Consider the following 16,156-nt stretch of genomic DNA (forward strand, 5'->3'; position numbering starts at 1 on the left):
TCCAGAATCCCTCCGCGGAAAGACTCTGGATTGCTTCGCTGCGCTCGCAATGACGGAGTATGAGGCGGCTGCGCCGTTCTCCAAATGACGCTGTCATTCTCCGCGAAAGCGGGGAATCCAGTACGCCGCAGCCTATCGGTTCAATCACTGTTGTCTCGGAGTACTGGATCGCCCGGTCAAGCCGGGCGATGACAGCGAGAATGAGGCGCGGGCGTGCCCCAAACTCGTCATTGCGAGGAGCTCGCGACATTGCAAAGCAATTTTGCGCTGATGCGACGAAGCAATCCAGACTGACACCGCGGATGCATTTCTGGATTGCTTCGCTGCGCTCGCAATGACGGGAAATGGAGGCCTACGCGTTCTCCACGCCCGCCTCGTGCGGCGTGAACTGGTAGACCGACGAGCAGAACTCGCAGGTCACCACGACCTTGTCGTCCTTGACCATCGCGGCGCGATCGTCGGACGAGAAGCTCTTCAGCATGGACGCGACCGCATCGCGCGAGCAGGAGCATTGTGCCTTCAGGACCTGTGGATTGAACACGCGCACGCCGCGCTCGTGAAACAGCCGGAACAGCAGCCGCTCACCGGACAGCTCGGGATCGATCAGCTCGACGTCCTCGACGGTCTCGATCAGCGAGCGCGCCTCGACCCAGGCGTCGTCTTCCGCGACACTGTGCACCTCGGTGCCTTCGGGCGCGTTGCCGGGATGCAAATCGGCCTGCCGCGCGCGCTCCGGTGCCTTCGGCAAAAACTGCATCAGCATGCCGCCGGCACGCCAGCGATGCTTGCCGCCGTCGCTACTGCGCCATTCCTCGCCGACCGCGAGGCGCACGCGCGTCGGGATCTGCTCGGAGCGCAGGAAATATTCGTGGGCGGCCTCTTCGAGGCCGCCGCCGTCGAGCGCGACCAGGCCCTGGTAACGGCTCATGTCGGGACCCTGGTCGATGGTCATGGCGAGATGGCCGCGGCCGAGCAGCGTCCCTGAATCCCTGGCGTCACCGAGGCGCGCAGCATCGAAGCGCGCATAGGCGCGCAGGCGATCCGGCGCCATGTAGTCGACGACCAGGAACGATACCGGACCGTCGGTCTGGGCTTGAAGGATGAAGCGGCCCTCGAATTTCAGCGCCGAGCCGAGCAACGTCGTCAGCACGATGGCCTCGCCGAGCAGCTTGCCGACGGGGGCGGGATAATCGTGCTTGGTGAGGATGTCGTCGAGCGCCGGGCCGAGCCGCACCAGGCGGCCGCGCACGTCGAGCGCATCGACCTCGTAGGGCAGCACGGCGTCATCGATCGGAACTGCTGATGGCGCGCGAACCGGGCCTTCGAGCCCGGTTTTCATGTCAGGGGATTGGAAAACCATGGCGCTCTATCTGGGGTCGGAGGTGAGGGATTGGAAGGGGTGCGAGGCGGCGTGTTCCGGATGCAGCTATGATTGCCCGACATTACCGCAAACTCGATGTCGTCCTGGCCTAGTGCGCAATTGCGCACTAGGCCGGGACGACGAATAAATAATCTACCGTCGCGCGTTACTTCACCGCGTCAAAGCACCAGGCCAGAATGCCCTTCTGCGCGTGCAGGCGGTTTTCGGCCTCGTCGAACACGACCGATTGCGGGCCGTCGATCACGTCATCGGTGACCTCTTCGCCGCGGTGGGCGGGCAGGCAGTGCATGAACAGCGCATCGGACTTGGCCAGCGACATCAGCTTGGCATTGACCTGGTACGGCTTGAGCACGTTGTGGCGGTGCTCGCCTTCCTTGTCGCCCATCGACACCCAGGTGTCGGTGACGACGCAATCGGCACCGCGCACGGCGGCTTCCGGATCGGTGCCGAGCACGATCGGCGCATTGGTCGTCTTGATCCAGTCGCGCATTGCCTTCTTCGGCGCGAGCTCCGGGGGCGTTGCGACGTTGAGCTGGAATTTGAAGCGCTCGGCGGCGTGGGCCCAGGACGCCAGCACGTTGTTGTCGTCACCGGTCCAGGCCACCGTCTTGCCCTCGATCGGGCCGCGATGCTCCTCATAGGTCATGAGGTCGGCCATCACCTGGCAAGGGTGCGAACGGCGCGTCAGGCCGTTGATGACGGGCACGGTCGCATAGGCCGCAAGCTCCAGCAGCGCCTCGTGATTGAGGATGCGGATCATGATGGCGTCGACATAGCGCGACAGCACGCGCGCGGTGTCGGCGATGGTCTCGCCACGGCCCAGCTGCATTTCGGCACCGGTGAGCATGATGGGCTCGCCGCCGAGCTGGCGCATGGCGACGTCGAACGACACCCGCGTCCGCGTCGAGGGGCGCTCGAAGATCATCGCCAGCGTCTTGCCTTCGAGCGGCCTGACCGGCTGATGCGCCTTCTGCTTCGCCTTCATGGCCGAGGATGCGGCGAGCATGCGCTTGAGCTCCGACAGCGGGAGCTCGTTGATGTCGAGGAAGTGCTTTGGCGACTTGCTCATTAGCTTGCCGCCCGCTTGGTCTGACTGGACGAGATCGCCGTGCAGGCGCGCTCGAGCCGCCCGATGCTGTCCTCGATCTCGGCTTCGGTGACGATCAGAGGCGGCAGAAAGCGCACGACATTGTCGCCGGCGCCGACGGTGAGCAGTTTTTCGTGGCGCAAGGCGGCAACGAGATCACCCGAAGGCACGACCGCCTTGATGCCGATCAGGAGACCCTCGCCCCGCACTTCGCTGACGACATCAGGATGGCGATCGATCACGGAGGCGAGCTTCTGCTTGAGCAGCAGCGACATCTTCTGCACGTGGTCGAAGAAGCCAGGCTTGAGCATGACGTCGAGCACGGCGTTCGCAGCAGAGATCGCGAGCGGATTGCCGCCGAAGGTCGAGCCGTGCGATCCGGGCGTCATGCCGGAGGCCGCTTCCGCGGTCGCAAGGCAAGCACCGATCGGAAAGCCGCCACCGAGCGCCTTCGCCAGCGACATCACGTCGGGCGTGACGCCGAGACGGCGATGCGCGAACAGATCGCCGGTGCGGCCCATGCCGGTCTGCACCTCGTCGAACGCGAGCAACAGGCCCTTCTCGTCGCAGAGCTGACGCAGCGCCTTGAGGAACGCGGGTGTCGACGAACGCACACCGCCCTCGCCCTGGATCGGCTCGATCAGGATGCCGGCGGTCTGCGGACCGATCGCCTTCTTCACGGCCTCGATATCGCCATGCGGGACCTGGTCGAAGCCGTCCATCGGCGGGCCGAAACCTTCGAGATATTTTGCCGAGCCCGTCGCAGCCAGCGTCGCCAGCGTACGGCCATGGAAAGCGCCCTCGAAGGTGATCATGCGATAGCGATCGGGATGGCCTTTGGCAGCGTGATAGCGCCGCACGACCTTGATCACGCATTCCAGCGCTTCGGCGCCCGAATTACAGAAGAACACGAAGTCCGCGAAACTCTCGTTGCACAGACGCGTTGCAAGCCGTTCGCCATCCGGACTCTGGAACAGGTTCGACATGTGCCAGAGCTTCGTCGCCTGCTCCTGCAACGCCTTGACCAGCGCGGGATGGGCATGGCCGAGCGCGTTCACCGCAACGCCCGACGTGAAATCGAGATAGCGATCGCCATTGGTCGCGATCAGCCAGCAGCCTTCGCCGCGCTCGAAACCAAGGTCGGCCCTGGCGAAAACGGGAAGCAGATGCGGCGCGGCGCTGTTGGTCATGACCATCACTTGGATGTTGCATTTGAAAGTTGAGACCTGCCTGGCGTGCCTTGCGCAGCGCACCATTGACCGGTCCGGAAAACGAAACGTGCCGCCTTTTAAGGGCGGCACGCGGCACTATCTTATGCCTGGCAAGACCGGTGTCAATGCCGCCCGGAAAGCCTCGCGAAACGCTGAATCCGTAGTCTTGCGGTGCCGATTTTGCGGGGTTTTCACCACGGAACATGTGGAAGCGAGTCGGCGGACTCTTGCGCGGGAGTCACGCCATATTGTAGCGTTTGGCCTGTCAGATACGACATCTCGTGCAGCGGTTCTGATCCTCTAAGTCCTCATGTACCGGCGTAAACGTTCGGGCGTCAGTAGCGCGCCCGGCGAGCCTTAAGGGATTCTGGCGGCACGGGTTTTTCAAGGCTTAGGCATTCGCTGTGAGGCCCCAGGATGGCGGCGCGCAGCGAGGGAAAGGGTGCAATGACGGTTTTGACCTGGTCCGACGATCGCGTCGAGCAGCTGAAAAAGCTCTGGGAGGCCGGACTTTCGGCCAGCCAGATCGCGGCCGAGCTCGGCAATGTGACCCGCAATGCCGTGATCGGCAAAGTGCACAGGCTCGGCCTGTCGGGCCGCGCCAAGAGCCCATCTTCGGCCGCGCCGCGGCCGCGCAAGGCGCGCCCAGCACAGCACATGATGCGGGTGACCCGGCCGATCTCGCGCGGCAACACCGCGCTGGCGCAGGCCTTCGAGGTCGAGGTGGAGGTCGAACCGGTCACCTACGACAACGTGGTGCCGATGAGCCAGCGGCTGTCGCTGCTGGAATTGAACGAGGCAACCTGCCACTGGCCGGTCGGCGATCCCTCGAGCCCGGATTTCTTCTTCTGCGGCGGCAGGGCGCTGTCCGGCCTGCCCTACTGTGCCCAGCACTCGCGCGTCGCCTATCAGCCGGCCGCGGATCGCCGGCGGGCGCCGGCCAAGCCGAGCACGCGGTGAGTTCGTTCTGAGGCCAGAAATGAGCCGTCGTGCGATCGCGGCTCTACATGATCGGTGTCGTCCCGGCGAAGGCCGGGACCCATAGCCACCGAATGCCATTTGGCGAAGACTCTCAATGATGCGGCTGCACCGTGCAATCAAGACCGCGCCCAATCGATAGATCACGCGGTATGGGTCCCGGCCTTCGCCGGGACGACACGGAAATTGGGGCGACAGCTCGCTAACTCATCCCCACCAAACGCCTTACGTCTGCTCCGCTTTCGCAAACCGATCATCCAGCGCATAGCCGGCGCCGCGGACGGTGCGGATCGGGTCCTGCTCGCGGCCGAGATTGAGCAGCTTGCGCAGGCGGCCGATATGGACGTCCACGGTGCGCTCGTCGATATAGATGTCGCGGCCCCAGACGCTGTCGAGCAGCTGCTCGCGCGAGAACACGCGGCCGGGATGCTCCAGGAAGAACTCCAGCAGGCGATATTCGGTCGGGCCGAGATCGATCGGCCGGCCCGAGCGCGCCACCCGGCGCTTGTCGCGATCGAGCTCGATGTCGCCATAGGCGAGCACGGTGGCGAGCCGCTCCGGACTTGCGCGCCGCAGAAGGCCCTTCACGCGCGCGAGCAGCTCCGGCACCGAGAACGGCTTGACGATGTAGTCGTCGGCGCCGGTCGCAAGACCCCGCACCCGCTCGCTCTCCTCGCCGCGCGCGGTGAGCATGATGATCGGGAGCTGCTTGGTCTCGGGACGGGTGCGCAGCCGCCGGCACAGCTCGATGCCCGACAGTCCCGGCAGCATCCAGTCGAGCACGATCAGATCCGGGATGTGTTCCTTGAGGCGGGTGTCGGCGTCGTCGCCGCGCATCACCGTCTCCACGTCATAGCCGTCGCCTTCGAGGTTGTAACGGAGAAGCTCGGTGAGAGCTTCCTCGTCCTCAACCACCATAATGCGTGCGCCCATGTTGTCGTCGCTCCCTCAGGTATTCGGTACCGTCGTGGCGAAGGTCGTCATATCGCCCTTCGGCCGCTTGTCGGTGATCGCCTGACCCTCGATCATGTAGAACACGGTCTCGGCGATGTTGGTGGCGTGGTCGCCGATCCGCTCGATGTTCTTGGCGCAGAACATCAGATGGATGCAGAACGAGATGTTGCGCGGATCCTCCATCATGTAGGTGAGGAGTTCGCGGAACAGCGAGGTGCAGATGGCGTCGACTTCCTCATCGCCCTTCCACACCGCCATTGCCGCCGGCAGATCATGCGCGGCATAGGCGTCCAGCACCGACTTGACCTGCTGCTGCACGAGGTCGGTCATGTGCTCCAGGCCGCGAAACAGTTTTAGCGGATGGAAGTCCGTCTCCAGCGCCGCAACGCGCTTGCCCATGTTCTTGGCGAGGTCGCCGATGCGCTCGAGATCGGTGGCGACGCGCATGGCGCCGACGATCTCGCGCAGATCCACCGCCATCGGCTGGCGGCGGGCGATGGTGAGCACGGCGCGCTCCTCGATGCGCTTCTGCAGCGCATCGAGCTCGGCGTCGGTGGTGACGACGCGCTGACCGAGCGCGACGTCGCGGCGGATCAGAGCGTCGACGGAATCGACGATCATGCGCTCGGCGATGCCGCCCATCTCGGCGACCAGGCGGGTGAGCTCCTGGAGGTCGGTGTCAAAGGCCTTTGCGGTATGTTCAGTACCCATGTCCCGTCTCCTCAGCCGAACCGGCCGGTAATGTAATCCTGCGTACGCCGGTCGCTCGGCGACGTGAAGATCTTGCTGGTGTCGTCGAACTCGATCAGTTCGCCGAGATACATGAAGGCGGTCTTGTCGGAGACGCGCGCCGCCTGCTGCATGTTGTGGGTGACGATCGCGATCGTGTAGTTCTCGGACAGTTCCTGGATCAGCTCCTCGACCTTGGCGGTCGAGATCGGATCGAGCGCCGAGCAGGGCTCGTCGAACAAGATCACTTCAGGCCGCACCGCGACCGTGCGGGCGATGCAGAGGCGCTGCTGCTGGCCGCCGGAGAGCGACAGGCCCGAAGCGTTGAGCTTGTCCTTGACCTCGTTCCACAGCGCGCCGCCGCGCAGCGCCTTCTCGACCCGGTCGTCCATCTCCGACTTCGAGATCTTCTCGTAGAGGCGGATACCGAAGGCGATGTTCTCGTAGATCGTCATCGGGAACGGCGTCGGCTTCTGGAACACCATGCCGACGCGGGCGCGCAGCAGATTGAGGTCGAGCTTGGGGTCGAGAATGTTGGTCTGGTCGAGCATCAGCTGACCGGTGACGCGCTGGCCCGGATAGAGGTCGTACATCCGGTTGAAGATGCGCAGCAGGGTCGACTTGCCGCAGCCCGACGGGCCGATGAACGCCGTGACGCGGTTGGTGCCGAGCGTCAGGTTGATGTTCTTCAGCGCGTGATGCTCGCCGTAATAGAAGTTGAGGTTGCGCACCGTCACCTTGGCGGGCGCTTCCGGCAGCGGATGCGAGGCCAGGTGAGCGTTGGAACTCACGGATACGGACAGGTCGGTCATTTTGCGGTCCTCTCGGCACCGAGGATGCGGGCGCCAATGTTCAGGGCAAGCACGGTGAGCGTGATCAGCAGCGCGCCGCTCCAGGCGAGTTGCTTCCAATAGGCGTAGGGGCTCTGCACGAAATTGTTGATGGTCACGGGCAGGTTGGCCATCGTCTTGTTCAGGCCGAGGCTGAAGAACTGGTTCGACAGCGCGGTGAACAGCAGCGGCGCGGTCTCGCCGGCGACGCGGGCGGTGGCGAGCAGCACGCCGGTGATGAGGCCGGAGCGCGCGGCGCGGTAGGCGATGCGCTTGATCACCAGCGAGCGCGGCAGGCCGAGCGCGGAGGCCGCCTCGCGCAGCGCGTTCGGCACCAGAAGCAGCATGTCCTCGGTGGTGCGAAGCACCACGGGGATGACGATCACGGCGAGCGCGAGGCTACCCGCGATCGCCGAGAAGCCGCGCATCGGCACCACCACGGCGCCGTAGATGAACAGGCCGATGATGATCGAGGGCGCCGACAACAGGATGTCGTTGATGAAGCGGATCACCGAGGTCAGCTTGTCGTTGCGGCCGTACTCGGCGAGATAGGTGCCGGCGAACAAGCCGAGTGGCGCGCCGATGCCGACGCCGAGCACGGTCATGATCAGCGAGCCGACGATGGCGTTGAGCAGGCCGCCTTCGGAGGAGCCGGGCGGCGGCGTGTTCTCGGTGAAGACCTGGAGGTTCAGGCCGCTAAGGCCGTTGTAGAGCAGCGTGATCAGGATCAGCGCGAGCCAGGTGACGCCGAAGGCGGCGGCGGCGATGCAGAGCCCGCGGATGACGATGTCGGTGCGGCGGCGGCGTGCGTAAATCGGGTTCATGTCACTTCCCCGCCTTCTGTTCCAGACGCAGCAGCATCAGCCGCGCGGCCGCGAGCACGAAGAACGTCAGCACGAACAGGAGCAGACCGAGCAGGATCAGGCCGGACTGGTGCAGGCCGTCGCTCTCGGCGAACTCGGAGGCGATCGCGGCCGAGATCGTGGTGCCCGGTGCGAAGATCGACGAGGAGATCCGGAACGAGTTTCCGATGATGAAGGTCACCGCCATGGTCTCGCCGAGCGCGCGGCCCAGCGCCAGCATGACACCGCCGATGATGCCGACACGGGTGTAGGGGATCACCACGCTGCGGACGACTTCCCAGGTGGTGCAGCCGACGCCATAGGCGGCCTCTTTCAGCACCGGCGGCACCGTCTTGAACACGTCGACCGAGATCGAGGTGATGAAGGGCAGCACCATGATGGCGAGGATCAGCGCGGCATTGAACAGGCTGAGATAGGACGGGGGACCTGCGAAGATTGCCCCCAGCACCGGAACGCCGTCGAAGACCCTGATCATGAAGGGCTGGAAGGTGTTGGCCAGGAACGGGCCCAGCACGAAGAAGCCCCACATGCCGTAGATGATCGACGGAATGCCGGCGAGCAGCTCGATCGCCATGCCGATCGGGCGGCGCAGCCATTGCGGGCAGAGCTCGGTGAGGAAGATCGCAATGCCGAGACCGACCGGAATGGCGATCAGCATCGCGATGAAGGAGGTGACGAGCGTGCCGTACATCGGCCCGAGCGCGCCGAGCACGGGCGGATCGGCCGAAGGCGCCCAGCGCTGCGTCCACAGGAACGACAGGCCGTATTCCTTGATCGCCGGGAAGGCGCCGACGATCAGCGAAATGATGATACCGCCGAGGATCAGCAGCACCGAGATCGCGGAAAGCCGCGTGATCCAGTAGAAGGTGACGTCGCCGAGCTTGAACGCGCTCAAGGCCTTGGCGCGGTCATACGGTCCGGCGTCGTCGATTACATCGCTCTGAACAGCCATCTCTGCCACGCCGATCCCCTGTACCCGTTCTCTATACGCTTGTTGCCGGAGTTGTGCCCCGGATGCGGCGCGAGCTGCGAAGCGGTGCGACGCTGATCCGGGGCCCGGTTCTTGTGGGTCCCGGGCTGCGCAGCAGCGTTTCACGCTGCAGCGCGTCCCGGGACATTCGCTTCAGCTCTTGATCTCGGCAGCCCAGGTCTTCTCGATCAGCTGGACGACGCTGTCCGGCATCGGGATGTAGTCGAGCTCTTCAGCCGCCTTGCCGCCGTTCTTGAAGGCCCAGCGGAAGAACTTGATGGCTTCCTGGGAGGCAGCCTTGTCCGTCGCAGACTTGTGCATCAGGATGAAGGTCGCCGCCGTGATCGGCCAGGACTTGTCGCCGGGCTGGTCGGTCAGGATGACGTAATAGCCAGGAGCCTTGGCCCAGTCGGCGTTGGAGGCGGCGGCCTGGAAGGCCTCGACGGTCGGCTGCACCGGCTTGCCGGCCTTGTTGACGAGACCGGTGTAGGTCAGCTTGTTCTGCTTGGCATAGGCGTACTCGACATAGCCGATCGAGTTCTTGGTCTGGCTGATGTTGCCCGACACGCCTTCGTTGCCCTTGGCGCCGACGCCGACCGGCCACTCGACCGCGGTGCCCTCACCGACCTTGCTCTTCCAGTCCGCGCTGGCCTTGGAGAGGTAGTTGGTGAAGTTGAAGGTGGTGCCCGAACCGTCCGAACGGCGGACCACGGTGATCGCCTCCGCGGGCAGCTTCACGTTCGGATTGAGCTTCTTGATCGCGGCATCGTCCCACTTGGTGATCTTGCCGAGATAGATGTTGGCCAGCGTCTCGCCATCGAACACCAGTTCGCCGGGCTTCACGCCCTCGAGGTTGACGACGGGGACGATGGCGCCCATCACCATCGGCCACTGGACGAGGCCGTCCTTCTCGAGCTGCTCGGCCTTGAGCGGCGCGTCGCTGGCGCCGAAGGTCACGGTCTTGGCCTGGATCTGCTTGATGCCGCCGCCCGAGCCGATCGACTGGTAGTTCAGACCGTTGCCGGTCTCCTTCTTGTAGGCGTCAGCCCACTTCGAATAGATCGGGAACGGGAATGTCGCACCGGCACCCGTGATGTCGGCTGCAAACGCCGCCGTCGTCGATGCGGCGACCAAGCCGGCAGCGACGATAGTCTTGAGGAAATTCATGCTGGTCTCCATACAGGGGAGCGAAGCGCCATCCGCGCCCGATCGCGCTCCCCGCGCCGCCCCTTTAGGAGCGGTCGGCTGTGCTTTTACGAAGGTTTCGTGACAGCTGGATGACACCCTCAAGCGATTGGAATCGCTTGATTTTCACGTCGAAGCCGGAGGCCTGGCCTGGGGAAAACAAGCGGTAAAAGTGGCGCCCTGTTTGGGTACGCTTTCGATCAGGAGCCGGCCGCGATGCCGGTTAAGAATATGTTTCACCAGCGATAATCCGAGCCCGGTTCCACCCTGCGAGCGGCTGTCGCCGACGTCGACCCGATAGAAGCGCTCGGTCAGCCGGGGCAGGTGCTCCGGCGCGATGCCCGGGCCGAAATCCCGGACCATGGCCCGGATTTCCTGAGATCCATCAGTGGCCGCGCTTGACGTCAGCGACACGATGACGCGTCCGCCCGAGGCGCCGTATTTGAGCGCATTCTCGATCAGGTTCTCGAACAGGCGAAGCAGCTCCTCGCGGTCTCCCGCGATCATCACGGGGGCTTCCGGCAGATCGGTCTCGACATCGACCTGGCGTTCCCGCGCCAGCGGCTCGAGCCCGTCGGCGACCTGGAGGATTATCGGCAAGAGGTCGACCAGGGTGTCGGGGCGGACATGGGCCGACAGCTCGACCCGCGACAGCGACAGCAGATCGTCGATCAGGCGCGCCATACGGGTGGCCTGATTGTGCATGATGCCGAGGAAGCGCTCGCGCGCCTTGGGATCGTCCTTGGCCTGGCCCTGGAGCGTGTCGATGAAGCCCGACAGCGCGGCGAGCGGCGTGCGCAGCTCGTGGCTGGCATTGGCAACGAAGTCGGCCCGCATCTCCTCGACCCGGCGCAGCGGCGTCTGGTCGTGGAAGGTCATCAGCATGCATTTGTCGGCGCCGCCGAAGGTGGTCGGCACCGGCACCGGCGTAATCATGAGCTCCATCCAGCGATCGACCGGGACATGGTCGAGATAGGTCGCGCGCCGCGGCTCGGTGGTCGCGATCGCCTCGCGCAACGCCGTGATGATCTCCGGCGAGCGCAGCGCGAACTGGGCGAGCTCGTTCCTGCGCAGCGCCGGCGCGAGCTGGGCGGCGGCGGCATTGAGATGGATGACGCGGCCGGCGCGGTCGAGCAGTACCGCAGGATCCGGCATGCCGGCGACGACGGCGGCCACCGCCGCGCTCTCGACCGGGTTGATGCGCCTGACATCGTCGCGCGAGGCTGTGGGATCGTGCAGGCGCCAGGGGATCAGCGCCGCGGCTGCGATGCAGAGGAACACGATCGCGGCATGCAGCGCCGACAATTCGCCGAGCGAGACCACCACCGACAGCGCCAGCGCCGCCGCGATCAGGATGATGGTCGAGTGCCGCAGCCGATCGGACCAGGGCTGGGCGTTGGGAGAAGATGGGGCGTCGATCGCCATCGGGGAGGGCTTCTCCTTAAAGGCTTGCGCCGCTCAGGCGCCGCTGTCGCTGCGCTCTCTCACATAAGCGGCCTCACGCGCCGGGCCGGGGTCGAGCTTGAGCGCCGCCTGCTGCAAGCGCTTCGAACGTGCGCCGATGATAACTTCGCGAAACGTCAGCAAGATTACAGATAGAACGAAGGGGGACAGATAATAGAGGACGCGGAACAGCAGCATCCCGCCCAAGAGCTCCTCGCGGTCCATCTGCCAGAGGCCGACCAGCATGGCGGCATCGAACACGCCAAGACCTCCGGGCGAATGGCTGGCAAAGCCGAGCAGTGTCGCCGAGACGAAGATCACCGCGACCACGACGAAGCCGAGGTTGGGCTCGTCCGGGACCAGCACGTACATCGCGAGCGCGCAGAAACCGAGATCGACGATGCCGATCGCGATCTGGAGCAGCGTCAGCGGGCCGCCCGGCAGCACCACGGTCCAGGGCCCGCGACCGACCACGCGCGGCTGGGTCCAGACCCACACCACATAGGCGACCAGCCCCACGATGATCATCATCGCCAGCGCCCGGTTCAGCCAGGGCGGCAGCTGGTCGATCGCGGCGGCGGCCTCGGGATGGTAGGAGATGCCGAGGCCGAGCACGGCGGCATTGCCGAGCCAGAAGGTCAGGCCGGCGAGGAAGCAGATTTTTGCGACGTCGATCGCGTTCAGACCGTAGGCCGAATAGATGCGGTAGCGCACCGCGCCACCGGTGAAGACGCTGGCGCCGACATTGTGGCCGATCGAATAGCTGGTGAAGGCGGCGAGCGCGTTGATCCGGTAGGGTACGTGGGAATGCCCGATCGCGCGCGTGGCGAACAGGTCGTAGAAGGTCAGGGTGAAATAGCCCGCAGCCACGAACAGCGCCGCCATCGCAATCTGGCTCGGCTCGGTGCTCTTGATCGCCTCCAGAACCTCGTTGCGATCGATGCCGCGGAGCATGTGGTAGAGCACATAGCAAGCGATGCCGATGACCGCGACGCTGATCACAACTCCAAGCTTATGCAGGATTTGCTTCTGGCGCAGAAACGTCGTCGCCCTGCGTATGGCTTCCAGCATCTAGACCTCGAACAACGCTTCAGCGGCCAGGTTGGCCGGCAGACAGGCGGACGACGCACCGGCACTCAACGACCCCTCGCCGCCGGCTCCGGCATCGCGCATGCCCCCTGCCCTTCCACTAGCGCGTTTTCGGGCGAAGTGGAATTCGCCAATTCGAACAAAAACACGTGCCTTCAATATTTTAGGCAGGGGTGCGGGCTCCTGATGCACGGTTTGGCGCTTTCGGCGGCAAGGCTTGACGCGAATCTCCTTGGCAATCCTGCGCAGACGCCATGAAGTTTTGATGATTTCAACCGCACAATGTTCCGTCGCGGCTTAAGCCGACGTCAATCTATGGGGCGCGCCGGCCTGTTGAAAGGGGCATCGAGGCGATGCCGGTCACGGATTTCTGAAGCGCCGAAAGGCCACGGCGGACGCGCAGCCATGCCTGGGAGTGAGGGTGCACGGCAACATCACAGGGCAGCCGGCGGCGCGCTTCGCGAGACCACCCGGTCGCGTAGCCATGCACCGATGGCGCAACCCACGAGATAGCACGCGAACATGATCAGGCCGAGGTCGAGCCAGTAGCCGAAACGACCGGGGACCACGTGTGACAACGAAGCTGCGACCAGACCCGCGGCAAGGGCGGCAAGCCACCGCGCGGTCACCTTCGAGGTGCCGTTGCCGCGCTGGACCACCGAGATCCAGCCCATGCAAAAGCCCAGCAGCAGCGAGCCGATCAGCCAACCCATATGGAACGAAACGAGGTAGGGCATCGTCACCTCACCAGAAATTCGATGCGGCGGTTCTGCGCCTTGCCCTCGTCGGTGTCGTTGCCGGCGAGGGGCTGCGTGCTGCCGTGGCCGACCGCAGTGAAGCGGCTGGCGGGCAGGCCGGCCTTGACCAGATAATCGATCACCGCCTGGGCGCGCTTCTCCGAGAGAGCCTGGTTGAAGGAGTCCTCGCCGTCGGCATCGGTATGCCCGACGACCTCGATATTGGTGGTGGGGCAGCGCAGCGCCGTCTCGATCAGATGGTCGAGAATGCCGGCGGAATCCGGATCGATGTCGGCGCGCTTCGCCGCGAAGCGGATCTTGCCTTTGGCCAGGAGGTCCGAGAACAATTGCTGGCACACGGTGCCGTCGACGGGACCTGCCGCAGGCTTCACCGTGATCTCCGGCTTGTATTGCCAGTTCTTCGGAAAGTCCTTGCCGAGCCCTGCGCGGATGTCATTGGCGGCGCCCTCGTAGAGCGCATCGCCCGACAGCTTCACCTCCCGATCCGAGACCACGAGTGTGCCGGTGGACAGCCGCGACAGCGCACCGAGCGCTGCGACCACGGCGGTGTTGAAGGCGCCGGGCGCGCCGATGCTGGCCTTGAGATTGTCGACGACCTTCTCGTTGAAGAACTTTCGCGAGGCGCTGGTCGCGATCGCGGCGTGGATGGTGTTGTCGGGGACGTAGCCGGTCAGCGTCACCGTCGCGGCCACCGGATCCTTGTAGGCCTGGAAGATGTAGGGCGGCGCCTTGACGTCGTTGGCGGCGATCGAAAAACCCTCGGGCAGGTTCTTCAGCGCGGCTGCAATCGCCTCGCGACCACCGAGTTCGCGCGCCATGCCCGACAGATTGACCTTGGTGTCTGTGATCGTGATCTTGCCGTCCTTGAGCTTGCCGATCTGGTCGAGCAGCAATGTCGCGGCGGCCTCGAACCGTGGCGGCGCACCGCGCGCCAGCCCCATCTGATCGGTCACCTCGACGCCGGCGACTTCCTTGCGCGCCACCTCGGTCAGCCGCGCCCGCATCGAGGGCAGCGGCGCGGAGCCCGACAGGGTCACCCGCACCACGTCACGTTCGGCGTTCCAGACGAAGGGTTTGGCCTCGGGAACAAGGCGGGTCCGGTCGTCGACCAGCCGCACACCGGGGACGGTTTCGACCGCCATCACGGCGTCGCGGCGCCCCTCCTCGGAGAAGGCATCCGCGGCCAGGCTGACGTCGCGGCCGTCGACCGCGATCCGGGTCTTGTCCAGAACGGTATCCTTCAGCGCCGCCGAGCTGCGGGCCGCCAGGTCCGCCTCGACCGGCAAGGTATTATTCCAGGCCGCAAATCCCCACATGACGGCCAGGGGAATCAGCCCCGGCCACCATTTGCTGGCCCACCTGAAAAGCTTCTGCATTCGACGACCCGAACTCTGGAACCGGAGACAAAACAAACCCTTGGCAGGCTGTCAAACCGGAAATGGTGCCCTTGTGGAGGCCCTGGGTGGACAACTGGAATAACTTTTTCTTCAAGGGTCCTTCCGTAAGTTGTGGGCGGAATGCCCGGGGGTCCGCCAGCCTGCAATGAAACAACTCCGCAACAACGTCATCCGCGCCGGGCTGGAAGCGCTCTATTTCAGCGGGGCGCACCATCTGTTGCGCCCGTTGCTGTCGGGCGTCGGTGCCATTTTCATGCTGCATCACGTGCGGCCGGCCCGTAAGGCTGCGTTCCAGCCGAACCGGCATCTCGAAGTCACCCCCGATTTCCTGCGCGCCACGCTGTGCCATTTGCGCTCACGCGACATCGACATCGTCGGCATGGACGAGCTGCATGAGCGGCTGGCGCAGGGCCGGTTCGCCCGCCGGTTCGCCGCCTTCACGCTCGACGACGGCTATCGCGACAACCTGGACTATGCGCTGCCGGTGCTGCGCGAATTTGACGCGCCTTTAGCGGTCTATGTCGCAAGCGATTTTGCCGAGGGCAACGGACGTCTGTGGTGGATCGCGCTGGAGGCGGTGATCGCCAAAGCCGAGCACATTGACGTCAGAATCGGCCATTCCAAGCTGCGGCTCGATGCGACGACGCCCGCTGCCAAGCAGGCGGCGTTCGACCGCTTGCACGACTGGCTGCGCGCGCTACCGGGCGAGCACGACCTCAAGCGCGAGATCGAAGCGCTGTGCACGAATTATGGCGTCGACATGGAAGCGCTGTGCCGCAGCCTCTGTCTGTCATGGGACGAGGTGAAGAGGTTGGCCGCCGATCCCCTGGTCACGATCGGCGCGCACAGCATCAGCCATAGCAATCTCGCCAAACAGGCGGCGGAGATCGCCACGCAGGAAATGGCGATGAGCCGCGCACGGATCGAGCAGGCGCTGGAGCGCCCCGTGCTGCATTTCGCCTATCCCTATGGCGACCGCGAAGCGGCCGGCGAGCGCGAATTCGCGCTCGCTGCGGCAGCCGGGTTCAAGACCGCAGTGACGACGCGGCCCGGCATGCTGTTCGCCGACAACGCCGGCCACATGACCGCGCTGCCGCGCGTCTCGCTCAACGGCAACTACCAGGCCACGCGAATCTTGCCCGTGCTGACCTCGGGCGCCGCGACCGCGATGTGGAACGGTTTTCGCCGGATTGCGGCGGCGTAATTTGTCAATCTGTCATCGTCGTCCCCGGCGCGGGGGCCAAATGGCCCCCGGGCCCGCCCACACCCCCTGGGGTTGTT

The 16,156-nt window shown here is 64.9% G+C and carries 15 protein-coding genes; 2 read left to right on the forward strand and 13 right to left on the reverse strand.

The window, feature by feature from the left end; genetic code table 11:
• Nucleotides 1–352: 352 nt before the first annotated feature.
• From AAE027_RS38895 to AAE027_RS38905, 3 genes are all read right to left on the reverse strand, one after another.
• A complete protein-coding gene (locus AAE027_RS38895) occupies nt 353–1,360 on the reverse strand; it encodes an Hsp33 family molecular chaperone (protein WP_128936887.1) in 1,008 nt (335 codons plus the stop codon).
• 166 nt (nt 1,361–1,526) lie between these two features.
• On the reverse strand, nt 1,527–2,450 hold the full coding sequence (argF, locus tag AAE027_RS38900; RefSeq protein ID WP_091884961.1) for an ornithine carbamoyltransferase: 924 nt from the start codon (nt 2,448–2,450) through the stop codon (nt 1,527–1,529).
• Nucleotides 2,450–3,658, reverse strand: a complete 1,209-nt coding sequence (locus AAE027_RS38905) for an aspartate aminotransferase family protein (protein WP_370991097.1) — start codon at nt 3,656–3,658, stop codon at nt 2,450–2,452. Before AAE027_RS38905 ends, argF begins: the two co-directional genes overlap by 1 nt.
• Nucleotides 3,659–4,126: 468 nt before the next feature.
• Here AAE027_RS38905 and AAE027_RS38910 point away from each other — a divergent pair, with 468 nt between their 5' ends.
• Complete coding sequence (locus tag AAE027_RS38910; RefSeq protein WP_370991098.1) at nt 4,127–4,639, forward strand: GcrA family cell cycle regulator; 513 nt, start codon at nt 4,127–4,129, stop codon at nt 4,637–4,639.
• A 243-nt stretch (nt 4,640–4,882) separates the two neighbouring features.
• Here the strand turns inward: AAE027_RS38910 and phoB are convergent, their stop codons facing one another.
• The 10 genes from phoB to AAE027_RS38960 all read right to left on the reverse strand — a co-directional run bounded on the left by phoB (nt 4,883) and on the right by AAE027_RS38960 (nt 14,854).
• Nucleotides 4,883–5,590 carry a phosphate regulon transcriptional regulator PhoB gene (gene phoB, locus AAE027_RS38915; RefSeq protein WP_008143479.1) on the reverse strand — a complete coding sequence of 236 codons (708 nt, stop codon included), beginning with the start codon at nt 5,588–5,590 and terminating at the stop codon, nt 4,883–4,885.
• A 15-nt stretch (nt 5,591–5,605) separates the two neighbouring features.
• Nucleotides 5,606–6,322 carry a phosphate signaling complex protein PhoU gene (gene phoU, locus AAE027_RS38920; RefSeq protein WP_091884957.1) on the reverse strand — a complete coding sequence of 239 codons (717 nt, stop codon included), beginning with the start codon at nt 6,320–6,322 and terminating at the stop codon, nt 5,606–5,608.
• Between the two features lie 11 nt (nt 6,323–6,333).
• Nucleotides 6,334–7,152, reverse strand: coding sequence for a phosphate ABC transporter ATP-binding protein PstB (gene pstB, locus AAE027_RS38925; RefSeq protein ID WP_130212679.1), 819 nt, complete (start codon nt 7,150–7,152; stop codon nt 6,334–6,336).
• Nucleotides 7,149–7,994, reverse strand: coding sequence for a phosphate ABC transporter permease PstA (pstA, locus tag AAE027_RS38930; protein ID WP_091884948.1), 846 nt, complete (start codon nt 7,992–7,994; stop codon nt 7,149–7,151). The genes pstB and pstA overlap by 4 nt, the downstream gene beginning before the upstream one ends.
• A gap of 1 nt (nt 7,995) precedes the next feature.
• The gene (gene pstC / locus AAE027_RS38935) at nt 7,996–8,985 is read right to left on the reverse strand and encodes a phosphate ABC transporter permease subunit PstC (protein WP_164934782.1); all 990 of its coding nucleotides are present in this window, start codon (nt 8,983–8,985) and stop codon (nt 7,996–7,998) included.
• Between the two features lie 171 nt (nt 8,986–9,156).
• Nucleotides 9,157–10,170, reverse strand: coding sequence for a phosphate ABC transporter substrate-binding protein PstS (gene pstS, locus AAE027_RS38940; RefSeq protein WP_091885397.1), 1,014 nt, complete (start codon nt 10,168–10,170; stop codon nt 9,157–9,159).
• A gap of 144 nt (nt 10,171–10,314) precedes the next feature.
• On the reverse strand, nt 10,315–11,613 hold the full coding sequence (locus AAE027_RS38945; RefSeq protein WP_370991099.1) for an ATP-binding protein: 1,299 nt from the start codon (nt 11,611–11,613) through the stop codon (nt 10,315–10,317).
• A 33-nt stretch (nt 11,614–11,646) separates the two neighbouring features.
• Nucleotides 11,647–12,702: a putative bifunctional lysylphosphatidylglycerol flippase/synthetase gene (locus AAE027_RS38950; RefSeq protein ID WP_128936892.1), complete on the reverse strand. Its 1,056-nt coding sequence runs from the start codon at nt 12,700–12,702 to the stop codon at nt 11,647–11,649.
• A gap of 452 nt (nt 12,703–13,154) precedes the next feature.
• Nucleotides 13,155–13,457, reverse strand: a complete 303-nt coding sequence (locus AAE027_RS38955) for a hypothetical protein (RefSeq protein ID WP_370991100.1) — start codon at nt 13,455–13,457, stop codon at nt 13,155–13,157.
• Nucleotides 13,458–13,459: 2 nt separating this feature from the next.
• Nucleotides 13,460–14,854 (reverse strand): OmpA family protein, encoded by a 1,395-nt coding sequence (locus AAE027_RS38960; RefSeq protein ID WP_370991101.1) that lies wholly within the window; start codon nt 14,852–14,854, stop codon nt 13,460–13,462.
• 166 nt (nt 14,855–15,020) lie between these two features.
• Here AAE027_RS38960 and AAE027_RS38965 point away from each other — a divergent pair, with 166 nt between their 5' ends.
• The gene (locus tag AAE027_RS38965) at nt 15,021–16,079 is read left to right on the forward strand and encodes a polysaccharide deacetylase family protein (protein WP_091884922.1); all 1,059 of its coding nucleotides are present in this window, start codon (nt 15,021–15,023) and stop codon (nt 16,077–16,079) included.
• Nucleotides 16,080–16,156: the final 77 nt, after the last annotated feature.

The organism is Bradyrhizobium sp. DN3 (genome assembly GCF_041357655.1).
In the GTDB taxonomy this organism is placed as follows: Bacteria; Pseudomonadota; Alphaproteobacteria; order Rhizobiales; family Xanthobacteraceae; genus Bradyrhizobium.